This is a genomic window from Vibrio sp. 10N.286.52.C3 (genome assembly GCF_041468865.1).
In the GTDB taxonomy this organism is placed as follows: Bacteria; Pseudomonadota; Gammaproteobacteria; order Enterobacterales; family Vibrionaceae; genus Vibrio; species Vibrio crassostreae_C.
Map to the genome: position 1 here is coordinate 13120 of NZ_JBFRJM010000061.1, position 18379 is coordinate 31498.

The following is an 18379-nucleotide window of genomic DNA, read 5'->3' on the forward strand; positions in this document are numbered from 1 at the left end:
AACAATTTAACTCTGACGAATGCGCTGTCTTACTACCCACTCTCCTGCAAAGAGTAACCCTGCAAACAGATAGCTGAGTAAGCCATTGTATAGGGTCCATACTTCTAGCGGTTGGAAGCAGGTGTAAAGGGCAATAGAGCCATTGATAACAAAGAACAAGCACCACACTTTGGTGACTTTTCGTGTGTAATCAACGCCACTTTGCGGAAGTTCAGGCTCTTGAAGGCGAGCAAGACGTTCGATAATCGTTTGTGGTTGCCATAGGCTCGAAGCGAATACAACCAGCATACAAACATTAACGATAACGGGATAATAGGTTAGCCAGCCGTGTTGCTTAAAGGCTAAGCCTAAAGCCAGCAGAACAATACCGGCACTTCCACTGATCCAAGCTAGGTGTTTTAGCTCTTTGATTTTAGCCTGACCGCCGGTGAAAATGCGTACAGCAAAGATAGCGGCTAAGGCAATACCAACGGTTTGTAAGCCAAACTTGTTGAGTCCAAAGTAAACCGCTATTGGATAAGTGAAAAGTATAATTGCCGACAGTAAAGTCAGCAGAGGACGCATTAGGCGTCCTTCAATAGTTCAACCACAGATTCGACAACGTCATTAACGGTGCGCACTGCTTTGAACTCTTCAGGTTTTATCTTCTTACCTGTGACGTTCTGTAGGTGAACGACCAAATCAACGGCATCAATGCTGTCTAGGTCTAGATCAAGATAGAGATGAGCTTCAGGGGTGATATCTTCAGCGTCAAGCTCGAACAGCTCAATAAGCGCATCTTTAACCTGGTTGTATACTTCTTGTTGGTTAGCTTGTGTCATAAAGATCTGTCTAGTTATTCGTTTGAGAAGAGATGTAGTTCGCTAGATTTTCAACTGACGCAAAGTGCTGTCGAGTGTTTGAATCATCTGCATCGATAACAATGTTGTACTTTTTCTTGATAGCAAGGCCAAGCTCAAGGGCATCGATAGAGTCTAGTCCAAGTCCATCACCAAATAGTGGAGCTTCCGTTTCAATCTCATCAATGCTCATGTCTTCAAGGTTCAATGCGTCGATGATCAGTTGTTTCAGTTCGTTGTGTAATGTTTCCACTTTGGCCTACTTAATGCTTTATCTGAATGCTGCTTTAAGGGGGCGATTCTACATTATATGAGGTATTTTCGAAATGCCGATATCGCCTGTTATGTTATTGATACGCTAAATGTTTTCTTCGGAAGGGAAAATTGTTTGTGCAAGATGATGATTAAGGCGCCTTGCTGCCGAAGTTAAATTATTTGAGCCTTCAATAAATGGTTCGACTTCTATTTTACCTTTCACCGCGACATGAAAAAAGGGCTTCGACGCAGGAACTTGATACCATTTTTTCTCTTTCGTTAAGAATGTCGGAGAAACCGTAATATGAATCACGCGTAAATCGGTTTGTGTTCGAGTCGCGATTTGTGCCGCCCCACGCTGTAAGGATGGTTCAATTCCTGGCGTTGTGCGAGTTCCTTCGGGAAAAATCAGCATGACATTGCCACGTGAGAAGCGTTCTTCACAGCGCTCTAAAAGATCGTCAGGGGCTTGGTTCGGTATATAACCTGCCGCTTTGACAATCCTTTTCATAAAAGGGTTTTCCCAAATGGCCGCTTTGACGAGGCAATCACATTGAGGAAGTTGAGAGGCGATCAGCACATAGTCAATCAAACTTGGGTGGTTGGCGACGATAATGCAGTTACGGTCGTTACGCAGTAGTTCTGCACCATCAATTCGGTAATCGATTGCTCCGGTGAACTTCATGATCTGGCAAAACGCATTGAATGAGAAACGGATTAATCGCTGTGCTTTAAGCTCTCTTTTAATGGTATTGGGATTGGTTAGCGCGATAGTCGGTAAGATTAAGAAGCTCAATACTAAGCCACCCAAACCAAAGATGGTAAAGCAGAGGCCTGTCGCGAATACTCGCCAATACTGGTCTACTCTGCTCATTACGCTGTACCTGTCTCGGTGTTATTTACCCAAGACCAAGTTTGGTGCTTGCCAGCAATAGCCCACCTATTTGTACCTAATAAGATATGTTGGAGCGTTTGTAACCCTTGTGGTAACACGGAAGGTGCTTGGTTGGTCTCTACTGTCCTAGTAATAGAGTATTCACTGCCAGCGGTGAGCACTAAGCCCAGCGCATAATCAGCAAAGTTCTGTGTTTCGTACTCTTGGTAGAGCTCGGGCAGAGGTTGGTCGAAATCGATAACTAACACTCGATGCGACGGATATTGATGAAGGTAAAGATAAGCTTCGATCAGAGCGTTATGGAAAGTATCTTGCCCTGCGGCTATTGAAGTCAGTGGAATCGGTGCTTTGGCGGCAATGGTGGTTAGACCAGCTGCGGTATTATGTACCGACTGCGAGAACGCCATTGGTGAGGCATCGTCACCTTCTAATATCGACTGAATCAAAGTGGCGGTTCGATGCAACTCACCATGTCGGCTAGCAAAGACCAGATAATCAATCGAGGTGTCTTTTAATAGGGTTAACGCGGTTTGGACAGCAAGTTTGCTTTGCACACTCATTCGGCGGCGCATCATTGGAGGAATAGCTTTAAATTCAGTTGAGCCATCTTGTGGCCAATCTAAATTAGTGCTCCACGCTTGCCATTGGGCAACAGAATTGAGCCCCGCTGAATTTGCAGACCATTTCTCAATATTAAACGACATTAATTGGGATTGATTTGACATAGAGTATTGATTTGCTTTGAGTCTAACTAAATACTATGCGCGCTTATAAATAAACACAGATAAGGAATTTAAATGAAATTACTAAAAATAGCAGTTTCAATGTTATTCATATTCGTTCTTGCAGGATGTGGACGCGTCCAACCTGTAATGAATGTTGAGGATACTCCAGTTGCACTGAATCTTCAAAGTAAACAGGTTAAATCAGCTATTTCTGAATCTGCTGAAAATCGAGGCTGGTTGGTTTCAGAAATAAAGCCTGGTTTGATCCGCGCTGAATTGTATGTTCGTTCGCACCACGCTGTGGTTGAAATTCCTTATAGTGATAAGTTTTACTCTATTCTTTACGTTGAATCAGAGAATTTGAAGTACGACGATGGTGAAATACACCGTAATTACAACCGTTGGGTTAATAACTTAAACGTTGATATTAAACGTAAGCTTGCGCAAATGGCAGCTGAGTAACTCTCTATTATTTAAAGTTAGGTTTTTCGTGTCGGAATATAAATTAGATCCATTCAACGCATTAGAAGCAAAAACAGAAGCGCAGAAATTGTCTTTCGCTCCGATTGTTTTTCATACTGCTCGTACACTTCGTGATTTAGGCATTTTGAAAGCGTTAGATGACGCGGGCAACGAGGGTTTACCAGCAGAGTCTATCTCTGAATCGACCGGTGTCTCTGAGTACGGCGTGAAAGTCCTGCTCGATATGGCGTTAAGTGCTCATATTGTGACTTGGGAAAAGCCTAACTACAAAATGGCTAACCTTGGTTTCTACCTTCTGCATGATGGTATGACTAACGCAAACATGGATTTCACAGCCGATGTTTGTTATGCCGCGATGATGCATCTAACAGAAGCGATTGAAGAAGGCACACCTGCAGGCTTGAAAGAGTTGGGTGATTGGGAAACCATTTACCAAGGCTTGTCTCAATTGCCAGAAAAAGCAAAAGAGAGTTGGTTCAAGTTTGATCACTTCTATTCGGATCGCTCGTTCCCTGTGTTACTTGAAAAAGTCTTCAGCAAGAAACCTAAGTCGCTGGTGGATATCGGCGGCAACACGGGTAAGTGGGCGATGCAATGCTGCAACCATGATGCGGACGTTGAGGTGACGATTGTTGATTTGCCACAGCAGCTAGAAATGGCAATGGCAAACGCGGCAAAGCATGGTCATCAAGAGCGAGTCACGCCATTCCCAGCGAATATGCTCGATAAACAGCAAACTCTGCCAACGGGCGCGGATGTTTGGTGGATGAGTCAGTTCCTTGATTGTTTCTCGCCAATGGAGATTCTGAGCATATTAAAGCGCGTTCGCTCTCATATGTCAGAAGATGCGACTGTCTATATCCTTGAACTGTTTTGGGATTCACAGAAATACGATGCGGCTTCTTATAGCTTAAACGCGACGTCTCTCTACTTTACCTGCTTGGCCAATGGCAACAGTCGTTTTTACCGCAGTGAAGATTTCTTAGAGATTGTTGAAGAAGCGGGCTTTGAAGTGGTAACGCGTACCGACGATATCGGTCTTGGTCACACGCTTCTAGAATTGAAAGCTGGCGCGCAATAAAAATAACAAACATGGCTTAAATAATGAAAAAACTATCAACTCAAGTGGTGATCATCGGAGCTGGGCCATCAGGGTCTATTGCTGCGTCTTTACTTCATAAAAAAGGCATCGATGTTCGAGTGATTGAAAAGAGCGTATTCCCTCGCTTTTCTATTGGTGAAAGCCTATTACCAGCTTGTATGGAAGTGATTGAACAGGCTGGGATGACTGACGCAGTGATCAACGCTAACTTCCAATACAAAGATGGCGCTGCCTTTCGCAAAAATGGCGTTTATACGGCGTTTAATTTTGAAGACAAGTTCTCTTCTGGCCCTGGAACTACGTTTCAGGTTCAGCGAGGTGCCTTTGATCAGGTTTTGGCAGATACGGCTGAGGCGCAGGGTGTCTTCATTGATTACCAACATGAGTTAATGGGCATTAATTTCACCGACGACAGCACCATTTTAGATGTACAAGTGCTGGGTGGAGAGCGTTATCAGATAGAAGCGCAATACGTTCTGGATGGCAGTGGTTTTGGTCGAGTGCTACCAAAAATGCTTAACTTGGCAGAGCCGTCATCGCTCCCTCCACGCAAAGCTATTTTTACGCACATTAACGATCATATTGCAGAGGTGGATACCGATCTTGAATATGACCGAAATAAAATTCTTATCTCTGTGCATCCAACCAACCCTGATGTTTGGTATTGGTTGATCCCGTTTAGTAACGGTGTCTCTTCGTTTGGTGTCGTAGGAGAGCCTAAGTTCTTTGAGTCCTATCCAGAAGACAAGATTGCTGCAATTAAACAGCTGGCAGCGGAAGAGCCGGGCTTGGCTGAGATACTGGCAAGCGCCGAGTATCCAAACCCTGCGGGTGAAATTGGTGGCTATTCTGCCAATGTAAAACATTTGGCGACGGATAAGTACGCGTTGCTTGGCAATGCCGGCGAGTTCCTTGACCCGGTGTTCTCGTCAGGCGTGACGATTGCGATGAAGTCGGCACAGTTTGCGGTTGAGTGTGTCGAAAAGCAACTTAACGGTGAGAAGGTAGATTGGGAACGCGATTATGCCGCTCCTTTGATGGTTGGTGTAAACACCTTTAGAACGTATGTTGAGGGGTGGTACTCAGGTACTTTGCAGGATGTGATTTTCTATCAAGATCCAAATCCAAAGATTAAGCAGATGGTGTGCTCAATTCTGGCGGGTTACGCATGGGATCAAGCCAACCCTTATGTGAAAGAGTCTAAGCGCCGATTGGCGACACTGGCTGAGATATGCCGAAACTAGGTAATCGATTTTGTATGTAGCAATACTCTAAATTGCCACGATGGATCGTCATAAATTAAAAACAGCCGCAATGTGCGGCTGTTTTTGTATCTGAAAAATATGGGCGGTCAGCTTAATCGGATTTAAGCCTATTTTAAGTCGATGCTGTTCAATCGTCCCATAAATATAAGTAGATCAATTACGTCTTTGTGAGCATCAAGCAGCGCACGTTTGGTTTGGCTATAAGCTGCAAGTCGGCCGTGCTTTCTGATTGAACATACCTTGGTTTTGTACTTGTAGTCACCATTCTCAGAGAAGACGCGCCACTTAGCGATGTAGCACTCGTCGCGGTGCTCAGGATCACTCTGAGTTGGATTTGGCTTGAATACAATTTTGGGTTCTAAACTATGAGGCAGGCGCGTCATCAGGTAGGGCTCTTTGAGGACTTTGGGCCAAAATTTGCCCCATAGCTGTCTGCCCAGTTCATCTCTTAATTTAATGGTTTTCTTCAGTGCTTTGTCTTCACCCATACGAACAAAACCGACCGACCGATGCAACACCGTATCTTCGGGAGTATGAATGTGGATCTTAAAAGCGGTTTTACCTTTCGAGATAAAGCGGTAACCGGTAGCACCAATTAGATTATTCTGACTCATAGTTTGCTAAGTGATGATTATGTTATTAATAAGATTACGCCAAATACTGCAAAACCGAAACTAATACCCATGAAAAAAAATAAAGCCTTAACAAAAGTGCTAAGGCTTTATTAGAAACTGTGAGGCGGGCGTGTCGCTAACTACATGATTTTCTGCATCACATCACCAATTTGAATGCTTCCAGCAAGGCTTGGTTGGTCGATCGTCAGTTCTGCTTCGTTTTCATAAACGCGAGAAACGGTCAGTGTGATATCGCTTTGAGATACCTTATTACGTGGCAAGCCGCGTTGGTCGATAAACGAACCTGTGTGCCACAGTTGCAGTTTGTCACCTTGTTGAACACCATGCATTCGACCTAAATCAATGGTCACCGTGTTACCAAATACCGCTGCCACCTCTGGAAGCGTGATCTTACATGACACTTCAGATTCCAAGTCCAACATAATATTGCGGCTAACACGCAGCATCATACTGCCGTAGGTTGATGCCCAGAAACGAGCACTGCGGGTGTCGACTTCACTGGTCTTAGCAAATGGCCACTTTGCCACTTCACGATAGCTACGGTTGTAAACCTGATGTCCTGTTTTACCATCGAAGACTTGCATCTCTAACGCAAACTGACGATTGATGATGTCGTCTTTCAAAAGCTTGGACTCGATGGTCGCGGTTAAATCGGTAATGTCGCCACCAATGATGTATTGTGCGCCAGTGTCTTGGGCGATCATCTTGATCACTTCAGGTCGACGTTTGTCGATGTCGTAATTGGTCGTGCCAACGGAAACAAAGCTGCGAGACTCTTGCGCCAGCTGTCGATCTACGACATGACCAAAATCATCACCGATGTTATAGATTCTGCCCATTACAGCTTGCTGTGGGGAAGTCACATCGATGTTGCCGACCAAAAATGTCTTCTTATATTGGCTCTCATGGCAAGCATTTGCCGAAGGATAGATATCGATCCTTGCGGTGATCATTATATTGCCACTGCGTTTTTTCTCTTTTTCTACCAAGATGTAGCGCACTTCATGATTGGTAAATTGAAACTCTTTTTTGTTTGCGTCGAGGTAGGGCGTGAGGTTGGCAATGCTACCAATGTCGGCTCCTGAGAACTGGATCGCTTTATATACCGCGTCTTCCAGAGCATGGACCCTTGCCGTTTCCTCTGACGATACGATGGCTGCGGTACCGGTAACCTCATACCAAGAGGCATGAGCACTGAAGCTTATGGTTATCAGTGAACTTATTGAAAATAAGTAAGAAATTATTTTTTTCATCTATTCGTTACCAGTTGGGTATAAATATTGCTTAACAAATAACTATAAGCTTGAAGCTGACTTAAGTGCGTTTTTCTTAATCTGAACCATTAATGAAAAGCAAAGACTGTTCCAACATTGTAATCCATTGAAAAGAATAATGGTGAGAACATATTGGAACAGGTGGCACTAAAACTATCTGGAGATTAGAGAATGAAAAAATGGCTCGTAGTAATGAGTGTCATGTTACTGACATCATGCGCTTATTCGCCGATCTATAACGGCAAGTCTGAATATTCAGGCAGTCAGTTTATGTTGATGGACAGCCCTCGTCATACCATGGATTTTTTTGTGGAAAGTATGACTGAAGATTTGATCATTTCGAATACAAGTATTTCAGCGAGAACGCCAATAGCAATTACTTCGTTTGTGGACCTGCAGCACATGGACACAACGAACTGGCTAGGCAACTCGGTATCAGAAGGCTTCATTCATCAGTTTCAGCGTCGTGGCTTCAAGGTGGTTGATTTTAAAACTACTGGCTCTATCCAAGTGACTCACCAAGGTGACTTTGCGTTGAGCCGCGATTGGAAAGACTTAGCTCAAGAGCAAGACGTACAGTATGTACTGACAGGCACCATGCTTCGCCAAGAAGGCGGTGTACTAGTAAATGCTCGCGTTGTTGGCATGCAAACTCGAATTGTAGTGGCGACGGCACAAGGCTTCTTACCTGCAGACCGTATTGGCCGTGACCTAGATACTCTCAACAGTATTCGAACTCAAGATGGCGTGATCATTCGTTCCGATCCAACGATCAGTCAGCCTTATACTGTTATTCTTCGCCCTTAGGAGTTCGAGATGAAGAAGTTAATGTTTGTTGTTGCCGCTTTATTGCTTGTTGGCTGTCAGCCATTGCAGAGCATGAGACCTGATGATTTCTTAGTGGCTGTTGGCTATGCGAGTATCAGTGAGCAGAAAGGTCGTAACGACGAAGAGAGACGTATCCGCGCGATGAGAGCCTCTAAGATCGATGCTTATCGTGAGCTTGCTGAACAGGTTTACGGCATGCGAGTAAGCGGTCGAGCAGAACTTGAAGATCAACGGCTTGGTACAGAGCGTACGTCAGGTGCGGTTGATGGTGTTATCCGTGGCGCAGAAGTGGTGCGCAGTTACCCTGTGGGTGATAGCTACGTAACAGAGCTTCAGTTGGATATTCGCAAGATGGATCAGCTACGTAACTACGGTGAAGTTCAGGCAGTACCTGAGAAGAGACAACAAACACTGTTCTAATTTCGGTGTTCGAATTGAATATTCAGTGATATTGGTTGCTACTCGCTTTCCAGATGGCATATCGGCAACCAATAACTAATATGGATGTAAAAGCGGCAAGTATGAAAATACTTGCCGCTTTTTTGTTTATCGATTTTGTCAGGGTGTTCAAAGGCTGATTAGAAATTTTGATAAAGAACAACGACAGAAATAGCCTGAGATACAGACTTAAGTAGGAGTGTTGTTGAAGAGGTAGCTTAACTAGGCTTTTACGTTGGTTCCCAGCGTGGAAATAGTATGCGTTTGACCACCGGCATTGTAGGTCATGCCAATTTTACCGTGGCTTTGCTGCATCATATTGCTGAGTTTTTTGAAGCTAAGGTGTGCTCGATTCAAGGCTTCGCCATTAACAAGGTTCGCTTGCTGGCAATCGTGCACTATCGACTGGATCTTTGTGACTAACTGAGCAAGTTCAGGATTCTCGGTCAGTTCTGAGATATTGGTATGGGTCGCGATTCGCTGATCGGTTGATCTTAATTGTTCAACAAGGACTACTTTTTCTTTGGCGATTCGCTCAATATCGTTTGATTGTCGGCTCGTAATAGCGGTTTTCTCTGAACTTAATAATTCAGATAAGGCTTTGGCATTTTGAAGTTGAAAATTAACTAAATCTGCTAGTGCCGCCATAACGTAAACCTATTCATAACCTCGTATGCTTTAAGACAATCACTTCAATCAAAAGTGAGTGTTGGCTTAAAGACCTTTTAATTCATCTTCGAACTTGATCATGTTGTCTGCCAGTTTTTCTGGATCAACAGTGTATGAACCGTTCGCAATCGCTTCTTTGATCGCTGCTACTTTCACAGAATCAAAGCTTGGTTGTGCTGCCATATCTTGGTGGAGCTGACCAATCGCTTTGCCTTGTTGGCTAAGTGAAACCGCATCTTTGCTTGCTGGTGATTTAGTTGATACATCAGAACGTGATGCCTCAGAACTAGAATCAGAGCGTACTGCTGATCGGTTAGTGGTCGTTAGGGTTTGCCCTGAACGAATATTATCAATGCCTGCCATAGTTAAGCCTTTTTCTTCAAAAATGGGAACCTGTACAGTCAATATCGACCAAGGGTTCGAATACTTTAGCAATTTTTAGCTCAATAGTCGAAAAGCGACAAAACACCGCCGCCGTCACATTTGGCGTTAGAGTAGAGAGTGAAATCGCTAACGATACCGTCAATTTAGAAGTAAAGAGTTAAAAGTAAACTGTGACTTCAGACATGCTGGTAACAATTCCTTCAATTATACGCTGTGATTTGTCATTTTTCACTCTTACTTGATCACCCATAGAGCCATCGGTAAGCGCAGTCCCTTTGGTGGTAATGGTCATGCCACCTTTTACTGCCTGTATGATAACCTTCTCGTTTCGGCAGACGACACAGATATCACCTCTTTCTACAACATCGCCCGGTCTTAGGTTCTTTTTTACCTTAGCGCCGATGACCTGATGTGGAGCTGTGAAACCTTGGCGACGAAACTTGTTAAGAGAAATCATAGCGGTGGTGACATCGTATTGACCGACGATTTCGCCTCTCGCGAGTGAGCGAGTGGTGGTGACAAGAGGCACCGACATCGAAAGGCGCACCGGTACATAAACTCGCCACTCATCAGGAACACATTGCACTAAAACCGTAATACTGCTGCGGGTATTGGTGGTCGTTGAAGCGCTGGTCTCTAAAGGCACTGGGCAGTCTGTCGCTTTGATTCTTGAGTCAACATTTGCTGAATTAACAAAGAGTTCGCCACCTTGTGGCTGCTCAACTGTATCAAGGATATGTTGCTCCGCTGCAGACTGAATCATCTCAATTTGTTCTGGGGTCGCAGCTTGTACAAAAAAACTAAACAATATTGATAAAATGCCGATAAACTTAGCGACAGTTTTAAAAGTAGCTCTACACATTGCTATGGAAAGAGGTGGCAAATTTGTTTTATAATACGTCATTCCGTTTCTCTGGTGGTTCGTAGCCTGCAGTAGACTAACACTTTTTATACAAAAAAGTTTGATATGGAGATGAGCTCATGACGGGTATTCTTGATTCGGTGAATCAGCGTACGCAACTCGTCGGTCAAAACCGATTAGAATTACTAACCTTTCGCCTAATGGGGCGTCAGCGTTACGGCATTAATGTCTTTAAAGTAAAAGAAGTGCTGCAATGCCCTAAGCTGACAAAGATGCCAAACTTGAACCCACTGGTTAAAGGTGTAGCACACATTCGTGGCCAAACGATCTCTGTGATCGACTTGAGCTTAGCGATTGGTGGCCGTCCTACAACGGATATTGAAAAGTGTTTTGTGGTTATCTCTGAGTTTAACCGAACCATTCAAGGTTTCTTGGTAAGTTCAGTTGAGCGCATTATTAACATGCACTGGGAATCGATTCTTCCGCCGCCAGATGGCGCAGGTAGAGCTAACTACCTGACAGCGGTAACCAACATTGATAATGAATTGGTAGAAATTCTTGATGTTGAGAAGATCCTTGCAGAAATTTCTCCTGTTGATGAAACAATGGACAGCAAGATTGCTGAAGATATTGCGAAAGTAGAACAAGAGAAAGAACTGGTTCGCCGCATCTTGATTGCTGATGACTCGACCGTTGCTCGTAAGCAGGTTCAACGTGCTATTGAGTCGATTGGTTTTGAAGTTATCTCGGTGAAGGATGGTAAAGAAGCCTACGAGAAGCTGATACAGATGTCATCAGAAGGCAGTATTTACGATCAGATTTCATTGGTGATTTCTGATATCGAAATGCCAGAAATGGATGGATACACGCTGACTGCTGAGATTCGTCGTCACGCCGAACTTAAAGATTTATACGTAATTTTACACTCATCGTTGAGTGGTGTATTTAACCAAGCCATGGTTGAGCGTGTTGGAGCTAACTCCTTCATCGCTAAATTCAACCCAGATGAGCTTGGTGCAGCTGTAAAAGCTGCGTTAACTAACTAAAAGAGACATTAATGACTGCTATAACAATAAGTGATCAAGAGTATCGCGATTTCAGCCGTTTCTTAGAATCTCAATGTGGCATTGTATTAGGTGACAGCAAGCAGTATTTAGTGCGCAGTCGTCTAAGCCCATTAGTAACGAAGTTTAAGTTAGCTTCTTTGTCTGATTTGTTGAGAGATGTAGTAACAGGTCGAAACCGTGAGCTGCGTGTGGCTGCTGTCGATGCCATGACGACGAACGAGACACTTTGGTTCCGTGATACTTACCCGTTTGCTGTGCTTGCGGATAAGCTTCTACCGGAAATAGCGGCAAATAAACGTCCTATTAAGATTTGGTCTGCGGCAAGCTCTTCAGGCCAAGAAGCATACTCAATGGCAATGACGATTCTTGAAACTCAAGCTCGTAAGCCAGGTATGCTGCCAAATGTATCGATTACCGCAACTGACATCTCAGCAAGTATGTTGGATATGTGCCGCACTGGCGCTTACGACAACCTTGCATTGGGACGTGGACTTTCTCCAGAGCGCCGTCGTACTTTCTTTGAAGATGCGGGCGATGGCCGTATGAAAGTGAAAGATAACGTCAAGCGCATGGTGAACTTCCGCCCTCAGAACCTGATGGACAGCTATGCATTGTTAGGCAAGTTCGACATTATTTTCTGTCGTAACGTGCTGATTTACTTCTCGCCTGATATGAAGTCAAAGGTACTTAACCAGATGGCAAATAGCCTGAACCCTGGTGGGTACTTACTATTGGGCGCGTCTGAATCGTTAACAGGCTTAACCGATCGTTTTGAAATGGTTCGCTGTAATCCAGGCATCATCTACAAATTAAAGTAACGAGCGGCACCGATATTAGGTGTAAGGTTACCGTCTAAATTTAAAACCCAGCCAAGTGCTGGGTTTTCTTTTTCCTGCTTAAGCTATATCTTTAAGTCAGAGTGACATTCCAATTTACTCTATTTTTTGGCTTGTTTATTGCAAGTTTACCCACGAGTAACCTGTAAAAGCATTGATAGACCGCCTTGTTTCAAAAGTTGGTATATATATTGCTTTGGTTATTTCATAACAGTCAGTTCTTGAGTTGAGGTTTACATGGCTATTTCTTTTGACAATGCTTTGGGCATTCACCAGCACACAGTTGGTGTACGTGAGCGTAACGCTGAGGTGCTTTCCACCAATATCGCGCAAGCAAACACGCCTGGGTATAAAGCAAAGGGATTAGACTTTAAGAAATCACTGCAAGCGGCAAGTTCTGGGGCAAGCATTGGTCTTAGCCGTACAGATGGTCGGCACATTTCTGCCTCAACAACGGTGAACGGGGAAACGAAGTATCGCATTCCTACCCAACCTGATACAGGAGATGGCAACACGGTTGATTTGGATTTGGAAAGAAACCTTTTCATGCAAAACCAAATTAGGCATCAAGCCTCTCTCGACTTCTTAGGAAGTAAGTTCAAGAATTTAACTAAAGCGATTAAAGGGGAATAATTAGATGAGTTTATTCAATGTATTCAATGTGACTGGTTCTGCGATGAGTGCTGAATCTGTTCGTCTAAATACGACCTCGAGCAACCTTGCGAACGCGGACAGTGTAAGTAGTTCTGCTGAAGAAACTTACAAGGCTCGTCACGCAGTGTTCGGCGCTGAGTTAAATAAAGCACGCAACAGTGGTCACACTGTGCCTGTGAAAGTATTAGGTATTGTGGAAAGCGATAAGCCGCTAAGCGCGGAGTACAACCCGGATCACCCATTAGCGAACAACGAAGGCTATATCTACAAGCCTAATGTCAACGTTATGGAAGAAATGGCAAACATGATTTCGGCATCACGTGCGTACCAAACAAACGTACAGGTTGCTGACTCGAGTAAACAAATGCTGCTGCGTACGCTGCAGATGGGTCAATAAGGATAAGGAGGTAGCACATGGCTGGAATCAACAACAATGTTGGTCAAAGCGGCTTGTCCTATGTTGACCAGCTGAAGAGTCTTCAAGATGGCGCTAAAAAGCCCGACGAAACAACAGGTAAGCAGGATCTTAAACAAGAAGACTTCTTATCTTTGTTGACTAAGCAACTAGCACAACAAGACCCTTTCAAGCCGGTTAGCAATGACCAGATGATTGCGCAAATGGCTTCATTTGCGACCGTAGATGGCATTGGCAAAATGAATACACAGTTTGAAAGCTTGAATTCATCAATGACCTCTAACCAAGCTCTTCAGGCCTCCTCTTTAGTTGGGCGTGATGTATTGGTTCCTGGTGCGGCAGGTGTAAAACCCGGTGATGGCGGTATGGCGGCAATGGTTAAGCTTCCTCAGGCAATGGACAATGTAATGGTCCGTGTTGAGAACGAAGTTGGCCAATTGGTTCGCACATTTGATATCGGCTCTAAACCATCTGGTGATACACGTGTTGAATGGGACGGAAAAGACGAAGACGGTAACCCATTGCCGGCCGGTAAATACAACGTGAAAGCGTCGGGTTTGCTGGATGGCGAGAACACAGAGTTCCAAGTTTCCAGTTATGCGAACGTGAACAGTGTGCTTCTTGGTAAGGGCGATGGCAACGTACTACTCAATCTGGCTGGTTTCACATCGCCAGTACGACTTGCTGAAGTACTAGAAGTTGGTAAAGCGTAGCTCTTTATTGAGTGACTATGCTAGCTAGATAGATTAGGAGAATAATGGAATGTCATATGTAGCTTTAAGCGGCCTATCCGCTGCACAATTAGACCTGAATACAACCAGTAACAACATTGCGAACGCGAACACATTTGGCTTTAAAGAGTCTCGTGCCGAGTTTGGTGATGTTTACTCAAGCTCGTTGTTCACTAACGCAAAAACGACGGCAGGTGGCGGTGCGCAAGCTAGCCAAGTGGCGCAACAGTTCCACGAAGGTTCAAGTATTTATACGAACAACCCAATGGACTTACGTGTAAGTGGTACAGGTTTCTTTGCAGTATCGAAAGACCGCATGGTGCCAGAGATTAACGAATTAACGCGTAATGGTGCATTTCACCTAAACAAAGACAACTACATGGTTACCGCTAACGATGAGTTTCTTTTAGGTTACGATGTTGATCCAAACTCGGGTGAAGTTCTTTCTTACGCGCCAAAGCCTCTCGACATTCCTGCTGAGTTTGGTAAGCCAAAACAGACAGAAAACATTGAAGTAGGGGTTAACCTTCCTGCAAACGGTGATCTTAAAGACCCGGCTGCATTTAACTTCAAAGATGCTGATACTTATAACCGTGCAACGTCTTCGACGGTATACGATTCTATGGGTCAGTCTTACAAGTTAACGACTTACTACCTCAAAGATCAGACTCAACCAAACACTTGGCAAACGTACTACACCATGTCAGATGAGAACGGTGAAAAGCCGGTCAACATTACTGGTGGTGATGCGACGAATGCACAAGGTCATGTTGGTCACACAATGAAGTTCAACAATGACGGTACGTTAGCAAGCCTAAACAATGGTCAGCCGATTAACTCGGAACCACTGGGTGCTGGTGCGAACCCTATTGACTTGAACGGTGCTGATCCAACTCAAGTGCTTAAGTTTGGTTTAGATTCTTCAACTCAGTTTGCCGCTCCGTTTGAATTGACTAAGTTTGATGAAGATGGCGCGACAACAGGTTTCTTAACAAAAATCGATTTCGATGAGTACGGCAGTGTTCTAGGTACTTATTCAAATGGTGAGAACGTGATGCTTGGCCGTGTAGGCTTGGTTCGTGTACCAAATGAGCAAGGTCTGGATAAGAAAGGCGGTACTCAATGGGATTCTACCAACGACTCTGGTGACAAGATCTGGGGTGAATCGAACAAAGGTTCATTTGGTAGCATCAACAACGGCTCGCTAGAGCAGTCGAACATCGATATGACTCAAGAACTGGTTGATTTGATTTCTGCTCAACGTAACTTCCAGGCGAACTCGCGTTCTCTAGAAGTACACAACCAGCTACAACAGAATATTCTTCAGATTCGTTAATCGTTTAAAGCGTTTGAATCATCTGCGAATACCCAATTCAATGTTATTGAATTGGGTATTGTTGTTTGTCTTTTTATTTGCCGCCCCTATTGCCGCCCGGTAATGCCACTGGCAACAATTCTTCCTCAATGATCCTTTGATGATCACCCTTCTTGTTCGTTTTCTATTTAAATTATTGATAAATAACAGTTAAAAATATTGGCACAGTGTTTGCTTTATTAGCCCCAGAAGATGATTTTTGGAGCAAAATTATGGATCGCGCACTGTTTCTTGCCATGAGTGGCGCTAAGCAAAATATGCAAGCTTTGCAGCTACGTGCAAACAACCTTGCCAACGTAAGTACAACGGGTTTCCGTGCTGATTTAGCACAGGCACGTTCAATGCAAGCGTATGGCGAAGGCATGCCTACTCGTGTTTTCAGCATGACAGAGCGTCCGGGTCATAATTTCGCTCAGGGTAGTGTGGTTACTACTGGCCGAGATCTAGACGTTACCATTCAAGGTGATGGTTGGATTTCAGTGATGGACAATACTGGCCGTGAAGGTTTAACACGTAACGGTAACCTAAGGGTTGACCAAAACGGTTTACTAACCAACGCAAGCGGTCACTTAGTGCTTGGTGAAAACGATGCACCAATCACGCTGCCAATCCCAATCAGCAAAGTAGAAATTGGTACAGACGGTACGATTTCGGTGATTCCTCAAGGCGCTCCAGCTGAAGAATTGGCCGTGGTTGATCGTATTAAGCTTGTACGTCCAGACAACCAAAGTTTGTTTAAAGACACGAATGGTCTATTCCGTTCGAAAAACCCAGATCAGGCATACGAAGTAGATGCAGCGGTAACGTTGCTAAAAGGTGCTATCGAAGGCAGTAACGTAAATGCCGTAGGTGAAATGACCAGCCTAATTGACTTACAACGTCAGTTTGAAATGCAGGTCAAAATGATGAGCACAGCAGAGGAAATGGACAAGTCGTCTGATTCACTGCTTCGTATGAGCTAATAGAATTTAAAGGACATTGCTATGCATCCAGCATTATGGGTAAGTAAAACGGGTTTAGACGCCCAACAAACCAATATCTCAACGATTTCGAACAACCTTGCCAACGCCTCGACCATTGGTTTTAAAAAGAGCCGCGCGGTATTTGAAGATCTGTTCTACCAGAATATTAATCAACCGGGTGGTCAATCGTCTCAGAATACTGAGCTGCCAAGTGGTTTGATGCTGGGTGCCGGTTCTAAGGTCGTCGCGACTCAAAAAGTGCACACTCACGGTAACGCACAAACGACATCTAACAGCCTAGACATGATGATTGAAGGCGACGGTTTCTTCCAAGTTGAAATGCCAGACGGTGAAACAGGTTACAGCCGCAATGGTCAGTTCACACTGAACGGTGAAGGCGCGATCGTAACGTCGGGCCAAGGTTATCCTCTACAACCAGAAATTGTGATTCCTGAAGACGCGATCTCGGTAACGGTTGGTAACGACGGTGAAGTATCGGTTCGTCTACGTGGCGAGCAAAACAACGTCGTGGTTGGTCAAATTACCATTACTGACTTTGTAAACCCAGGTGGTCTAGAGCCAGTAGGTCAAAACCTTTACTTGCCAACTGGCGCGAGTGGCGACCCACAAGAGGGTGTACCGGGCTTTGATGGCCTGGGTAACATCCGCCAATCGATGCTAGAAACATCGAACGTAAACGTAACCGAAGAGCTGGTAAACATGATTGAAGCTCAGCGTGTATACGAAATGAATTCGAAAGTTATCTCGTCAGTAGACAAGATGATGAGCTTTGTTAACCAACAGCTGTAATTGGTTTATTCGCCGTTTACTTTTTTAATTAATCTATCTGTTTTTGCTAATTGACCCATTTACCACTGCCTGCTGAGAGTATATCGCCATGAAACGTATTTTTTGTTTAGCTTTGTTTATGTTTATGTCTATGTCGGGATGTGCTGTTCTGGACCCGATCGAGACTCCGGCAGAAGAAAATGCAACCACAGTGGTTGATGCTGTGGAAGGTGATAAGTCGGCGCAAGAGAGCTCTGGCATTATTGACACGCTTCGTGGGCGAACCGATCCAATTGCTGGTGACCCTGCATGGGCGCCAATCAACCCCAAGCAGAAACCAGAGCATTACGCAGCGGCAACGGGCTCACTGTTTAATGTGAACCACATTGGCAGCATGTATGACGACTCAAAACCGCGTGGTATTGGTGACATAATTACTGTAGCGTTAGATGAGAATACTCGAGCGACCAAAAAAGCCAACGCAGACATGTCTAAGTCGAATGATGCATCAATGGAGCCGCTGGCTGTTGGTGGTCAAGATCTGACGATCGACAAGTACAACTTCTCTTATGATCTGAGTAACACCAATACTTTTGCTGGTGATGCGTCAGCCAACCAAAGTAACAGCATCAGCGGCTACATTACCGTTGAAGTCATCGAAGTATTAGCTAATGGCAACCTAGTGGTTCGTGGTGAGAAGTGGATGACACTGAACACCGGCGATGAGTACATCCGCCTAAGCGGTACCATCCGTCCAGACGATATTGACTTCGAAAATACCATTGCTTCAAACCGTGTTTCTAACGCACGAATTCAGTACTCAGGGACTGGCGTACAGAAAGATATGCAAGAGCCTGGATTCTTGGCACGATTCTTTAATGTATCTCTGTAGAGCT

Annotated in this window: 24 protein-coding genes; 14 read left to right on the top strand and 10 right to left on the bottom strand. The window is 44.4% G+C overall.

Annotation, left to right across the window (positions count from 1 at the left end; translation table 11 throughout):
• Positions 1–6: 6 nt before the first annotated feature.
• The 5 genes from AB4138_RS18835 to AB4138_RS18855 all read right to left on the bottom strand — a co-directional run bounded on the left by AB4138_RS18835 (position 7) and on the right by AB4138_RS18855 (position 2714).
• A complete protein-coding gene (locus tag AB4138_RS18835; RefSeq protein WP_017062274.1) occupies positions 7–564 on the bottom strand; it encodes a septation protein IspZ in 558 nt (185 codons plus the stop codon).
• Positions 564–821, bottom strand: a complete 258-nt coding sequence (locus AB4138_RS18840; RefSeq protein WP_004739745.1) for an acyl carrier protein — start codon at positions 819–821, stop codon at positions 564–566. Before AB4138_RS18840 ends, AB4138_RS18835 begins: the two co-directional genes overlap by 1 nt.
• 10 nt (positions 822–831) lie before the next feature.
• The gene (locus tag AB4138_RS18845) at positions 832–1092 is read right to left on the bottom strand and encodes a phosphopantetheine-binding protein (RefSeq protein ID WP_004736154.1); all 261 of its coding nucleotides are present in this window, start codon (positions 1090–1092) and stop codon (positions 832–834) included.
• Between the two features lie 105 nt (positions 1093–1197).
• Positions 1198–1968, bottom strand: a complete 771-nt coding sequence (locus AB4138_RS18850) for a 1-acyl-sn-glycerol-3-phosphate acyltransferase (RefSeq protein WP_017062273.1) — start codon at positions 1966–1968, stop codon at positions 1198–1200.
• On the bottom strand, positions 1968–2714 hold the full coding sequence (locus tag AB4138_RS18855; RefSeq protein WP_170967444.1) for a beta-ketoacyl synthase chain length factor: 747 nt from the start codon (positions 2712–2714) through the stop codon (positions 1968–1970). Before AB4138_RS18855 ends, AB4138_RS18850 begins: the two co-directional genes overlap by 1 nt.
• 72 nt (positions 2715–2786) lie before the next feature.
• Here AB4138_RS18855 and AB4138_RS18860 point away from each other — a divergent pair, with 72 nt between their 5' ends.
• From AB4138_RS18860 to AB4138_RS18870, 3 genes are read left to right on the top strand one after another with little or no spacing between them, the layout of a single operon-like run.
• Entirely contained in the window at positions 2787–3176 is a 390-nt protein-coding gene (locus AB4138_RS18860; protein ID WP_017062271.1) for a hypothetical protein, read from the top strand.
• A gap of 28 nt (positions 3177–3204) precedes the next feature.
• A complete protein-coding gene (locus AB4138_RS18865; RefSeq protein ID WP_017062270.1) occupies positions 3205–4278 on the top strand; it encodes a methyltransferase in 1074 nt (357 codons plus the stop codon).
• Between the two features lie 23 nt (positions 4279–4301).
• Complete coding sequence (locus AB4138_RS18870) at positions 4302–5543, top strand: NAD(P)/FAD-dependent oxidoreductase (protein ID WP_372307275.1); 1242 nt, start codon at positions 4302–4304, stop codon at positions 5541–5543.
• Positions 5544–5671: 128 nt separating this feature from the next.
• On the opposite strand, the gene AB4138_RS18875 is transcribed toward AB4138_RS18870, so the two are convergent.
• Both AB4138_RS18875 and AB4138_RS18880 read right to left on the bottom strand, forming a co-directional pair.
• A complete protein-coding gene (locus AB4138_RS18875; protein ID WP_017062268.1) occupies positions 5672–6178 on the bottom strand; it encodes a hypothetical protein in 507 nt (168 codons plus the stop codon).
• A gap of 140 nt (positions 6179–6318) precedes the next feature.
• Entirely contained in the window at positions 6319–7452 is a 1134-nt protein-coding gene (locus AB4138_RS18880) for a flagellar assembly protein FlgT (protein ID WP_017062267.1), read from the bottom strand.
• 192 nt (positions 7453–7644) lie between these two features.
• On the opposite strand from AB4138_RS18880, the gene AB4138_RS18885 reads away from it, so the two are divergent.
• Both AB4138_RS18885 and flgP read left to right on the top strand, forming a co-directional pair.
• Positions 7645–8280, top strand: a complete 636-nt coding sequence (locus tag AB4138_RS18885) for a FlgO family outer membrane protein (RefSeq protein WP_017064137.1) — start codon at positions 7645–7647, stop codon at positions 8278–8280.
• A gap of 9 nt (positions 8281–8289) precedes the next feature.
• Positions 8290–8721, top strand: a complete 432-nt coding sequence (gene flgP, locus AB4138_RS18890; protein ID WP_016791311.1) for a flagellar assembly lipoprotein FlgP — start codon at positions 8290–8292, stop codon at positions 8719–8721.
• A gap of 240 nt (positions 8722–8961) precedes the next feature.
• Here flgP and AB4138_RS18895 read toward each other — a convergent pair whose 3' ends face one another.
• The 3 genes from AB4138_RS18895 to flgA all read right to left on the bottom strand — a co-directional run bounded on the left by AB4138_RS18895 (position 8962) and on the right by flgA (position 10696).
• Positions 8962–9387: a flagella synthesis protein FlgN gene (locus AB4138_RS18895; protein ID WP_017062264.1), complete on the bottom strand. Its 426-nt coding sequence runs from the start codon at positions 9385–9387 to the stop codon at positions 8962–8964.
• A 66-nt stretch (positions 9388–9453) separates the two neighbouring features.
• Positions 9454–9771, bottom strand: a complete 318-nt coding sequence (gene flgM / locus AB4138_RS18900; RefSeq protein WP_017062263.1) for a flagellar biosynthesis anti-sigma factor FlgM — start codon at positions 9769–9771, stop codon at positions 9454–9456.
• Positions 9772–9949: 178 nt separating this feature from the next.
• Positions 9950–10696 carry a flagellar basal body P-ring formation chaperone FlgA gene (gene flgA / locus AB4138_RS18905; RefSeq protein WP_017064135.1) on the bottom strand — a complete coding sequence of 249 codons (747 nt, stop codon included), beginning with the start codon at positions 10694–10696 and terminating at the stop codon, positions 9950–9952.
• A gap of 77 nt (positions 10697–10773) precedes the next feature.
• Here flgA and AB4138_RS18910 point away from each other — a divergent pair, with 77 nt between their 5' ends.
• The 9 genes from AB4138_RS18910 (at position 10774) to flgH (ending at position 18375) form a co-directional block, all read left to right on the top strand.
• A complete protein-coding gene (locus AB4138_RS18910) occupies positions 10774–11700 on the top strand; it encodes a chemotaxis protein CheV (RefSeq protein ID WP_017066180.1) in 927 nt (308 codons plus the stop codon).
• An 11-nt stretch (positions 11701–11711) separates the two neighbouring features.
• The gene (locus AB4138_RS18915; protein ID WP_004736174.1) at positions 11712–12539 is read left to right on the top strand and encodes a protein-glutamate O-methyltransferase; all 828 of its coding nucleotides are present in this window, start codon (positions 11712–11714) and stop codon (positions 12537–12539) included.
• A 255-nt stretch (positions 12540–12794) separates the two neighbouring features.
• Complete coding sequence (gene flgB / locus AB4138_RS18920) at positions 12795–13190, top strand: flagellar basal body rod protein FlgB (RefSeq protein ID WP_004736175.1); 396 nt, start codon at positions 12795–12797, stop codon at positions 13188–13190.
• A 4-nt stretch (positions 13191–13194) separates the two neighbouring features.
• Positions 13195–13608: a flagellar basal body rod protein FlgC gene (gene flgC, locus AB4138_RS18925; RefSeq protein WP_004736176.1), complete on the top strand. Its 414-nt coding sequence runs from the start codon at positions 13195–13197 to the stop codon at positions 13606–13608.
• Between the two features lie 17 nt (positions 13609–13625).
• Positions 13626–14339, top strand: a complete 714-nt coding sequence (gene flgD, locus AB4138_RS18930; RefSeq protein WP_010439286.1) for a flagellar hook assembly protein FlgD — start codon at positions 13626–13628, stop codon at positions 14337–14339.
• A 49-nt stretch (positions 14340–14388) separates the two neighbouring features.
• Positions 14389–15693 (top strand): flagellar hook protein FlgE, encoded by a 1305-nt coding sequence (gene flgE, locus AB4138_RS18935; protein WP_017062260.1) that lies wholly within the window; start codon positions 14389–14391, stop codon positions 15691–15693.
• A 251-nt stretch (positions 15694–15944) separates the two neighbouring features.
• Positions 15945–16694 (top strand): flagellar basal body rod protein FlgF, encoded by a 750-nt coding sequence (locus AB4138_RS18940; protein WP_372307280.1) that lies wholly within the window; start codon positions 15945–15947, stop codon positions 16692–16694.
• Positions 16695–16715: 21 nt separating this feature from the next.
• A complete protein-coding gene (flgG, locus tag AB4138_RS18945; RefSeq protein ID WP_017062259.1) occupies positions 16716–17504 on the top strand; it encodes a flagellar basal-body rod protein FlgG in 789 nt (262 codons plus the stop codon).
• 88 nt (positions 17505–17592) lie between these two features.
• Complete coding sequence (flgH, locus tag AB4138_RS18950) at positions 17593–18375, top strand: flagellar basal body L-ring protein FlgH (protein ID WP_372154557.1); 783 nt, start codon at positions 17593–17595, stop codon at positions 18373–18375.
• Positions 18376–18379 lie beyond the last annotated feature (4 nt).

Bases quoted from the DNA above. Each gene is read 5' to 3' on its own strand.
- AB4138_RS18835 (WP_017062274.1), bottom strand. From the start codon at position 564: ATGCGTCCTCTGCTGACTTTACTGTCGGCAATTATACTTTTCACTTAT.
- AB4138_RS18840 (WP_004739745.1), bottom strand. From the start codon at position 821: ATGACACAAGCTAACCAACAAGAAGTATACAACCAGGTTAAAGATGCG.
- AB4138_RS18850 (WP_017062273.1), bottom strand. From the start codon at position 1,968: ATGAGCAGAGTAGACCAGTATTGGCGAGTATTCGCGACAGGCCTCTGC.
- AB4138_RS18855 (WP_170967444.1), bottom strand. From the start codon at position 2,714: ATGTCAAATCAATCCCAATTAATGTCGTTTAATATTGAGAAATGGTCT.
- AB4138_RS18860 (WP_017062271.1), top strand. From the start codon at position 2,787: ATGAAATTACTAAAAATAGCAGTTTCAATGTTATTCATATTCGTTCTT.
- AB4138_RS18870 (WP_372307275.1), top strand. From the start codon at position 4,302: ATGAAAAAACTATCAACTCAAGTGGTGATCATCGGAGCTGGGCCATCA.
- AB4138_RS18875 (WP_017062268.1), bottom strand. From the start codon at position 6,178: ATGAGTCAGAATAATCTAATTGGTGCTACCGGTTACCGCTTTATCTCG.
- AB4138_RS18880 (WP_017062267.1), bottom strand. From the start codon at position 7,452: ATGAAAAAAATAATTTCTTACTTATTTTCAATAAGTTCACTGATAACC.
- AB4138_RS18885 (WP_017064137.1), top strand. From the start codon at position 7,645: ATGAAAAAATGGCTCGTAGTAATGAGTGTCATGTTACTGACATCATGC.
- flgP (WP_016791311.1), top strand. From the start codon at position 8,290: ATGAAGAAGTTAATGTTTGTTGTTGCCGCTTTATTGCTTGTTGGCTGT.
- AB4138_RS18895 (WP_017062264.1), bottom strand. From the start codon at position 9,387: ATGGCGGCACTAGCAGATTTAGTTAATTTTCAACTTCAAAATGCCAAA.
- flgM (WP_017062263.1), bottom strand. From the start codon at position 9,771: ATGGCAGGCATTGATAATATTCGTTCAGGGCAAACCCTAACGACCACT.
- flgA (WP_017064135.1), bottom strand. From the start codon at position 10,696: ATGACGTATTATAAAACAAATTTGCCACCTCTTTCCATAGCAATGTGT.
- AB4138_RS18910 (WP_017066180.1), top strand. From the start codon at position 10,774: ATGACGGGTATTCTTGATTCGGTGAATCAGCGTACGCAACTCGTCGGT.
- AB4138_RS18915 (WP_004736174.1), top strand. From the start codon at position 11,712: ATGACTGCTATAACAATAAGTGATCAAGAGTATCGCGATTTCAGCCGT.
- flgB (WP_004736175.1), top strand. From the start codon at position 12,795: ATGGCTATTTCTTTTGACAATGCTTTGGGCATTCACCAGCACACAGTT.
- flgC (WP_004736176.1), top strand. From the start codon at position 13,195: ATGAGTTTATTCAATGTATTCAATGTGACTGGTTCTGCGATGAGTGCT.
- flgD (WP_010439286.1), top strand. From the start codon at position 13,626: ATGGCTGGAATCAACAACAATGTTGGTCAAAGCGGCTTGTCCTATGTT.
- flgE (WP_017062260.1), top strand. From the start codon at position 14,389: ATGTCATATGTAGCTTTAAGCGGCCTATCCGCTGCACAATTAGACCTG.
- AB4138_RS18940 (WP_372307280.1), top strand. From the start codon at position 15,945: ATGGATCGCGCACTGTTTCTTGCCATGAGTGGCGCTAAGCAAAATATG.
- flgG (WP_017062259.1), top strand. From the start codon at position 16,716: ATGCATCCAGCATTATGGGTAAGTAAAACGGGTTTAGACGCCCAACAA.
- flgH (WP_372154557.1), top strand. From the start codon at position 17,593: ATGAAACGTATTTTTTGTTTAGCTTTGTTTATGTTTATGTCTATGTCG.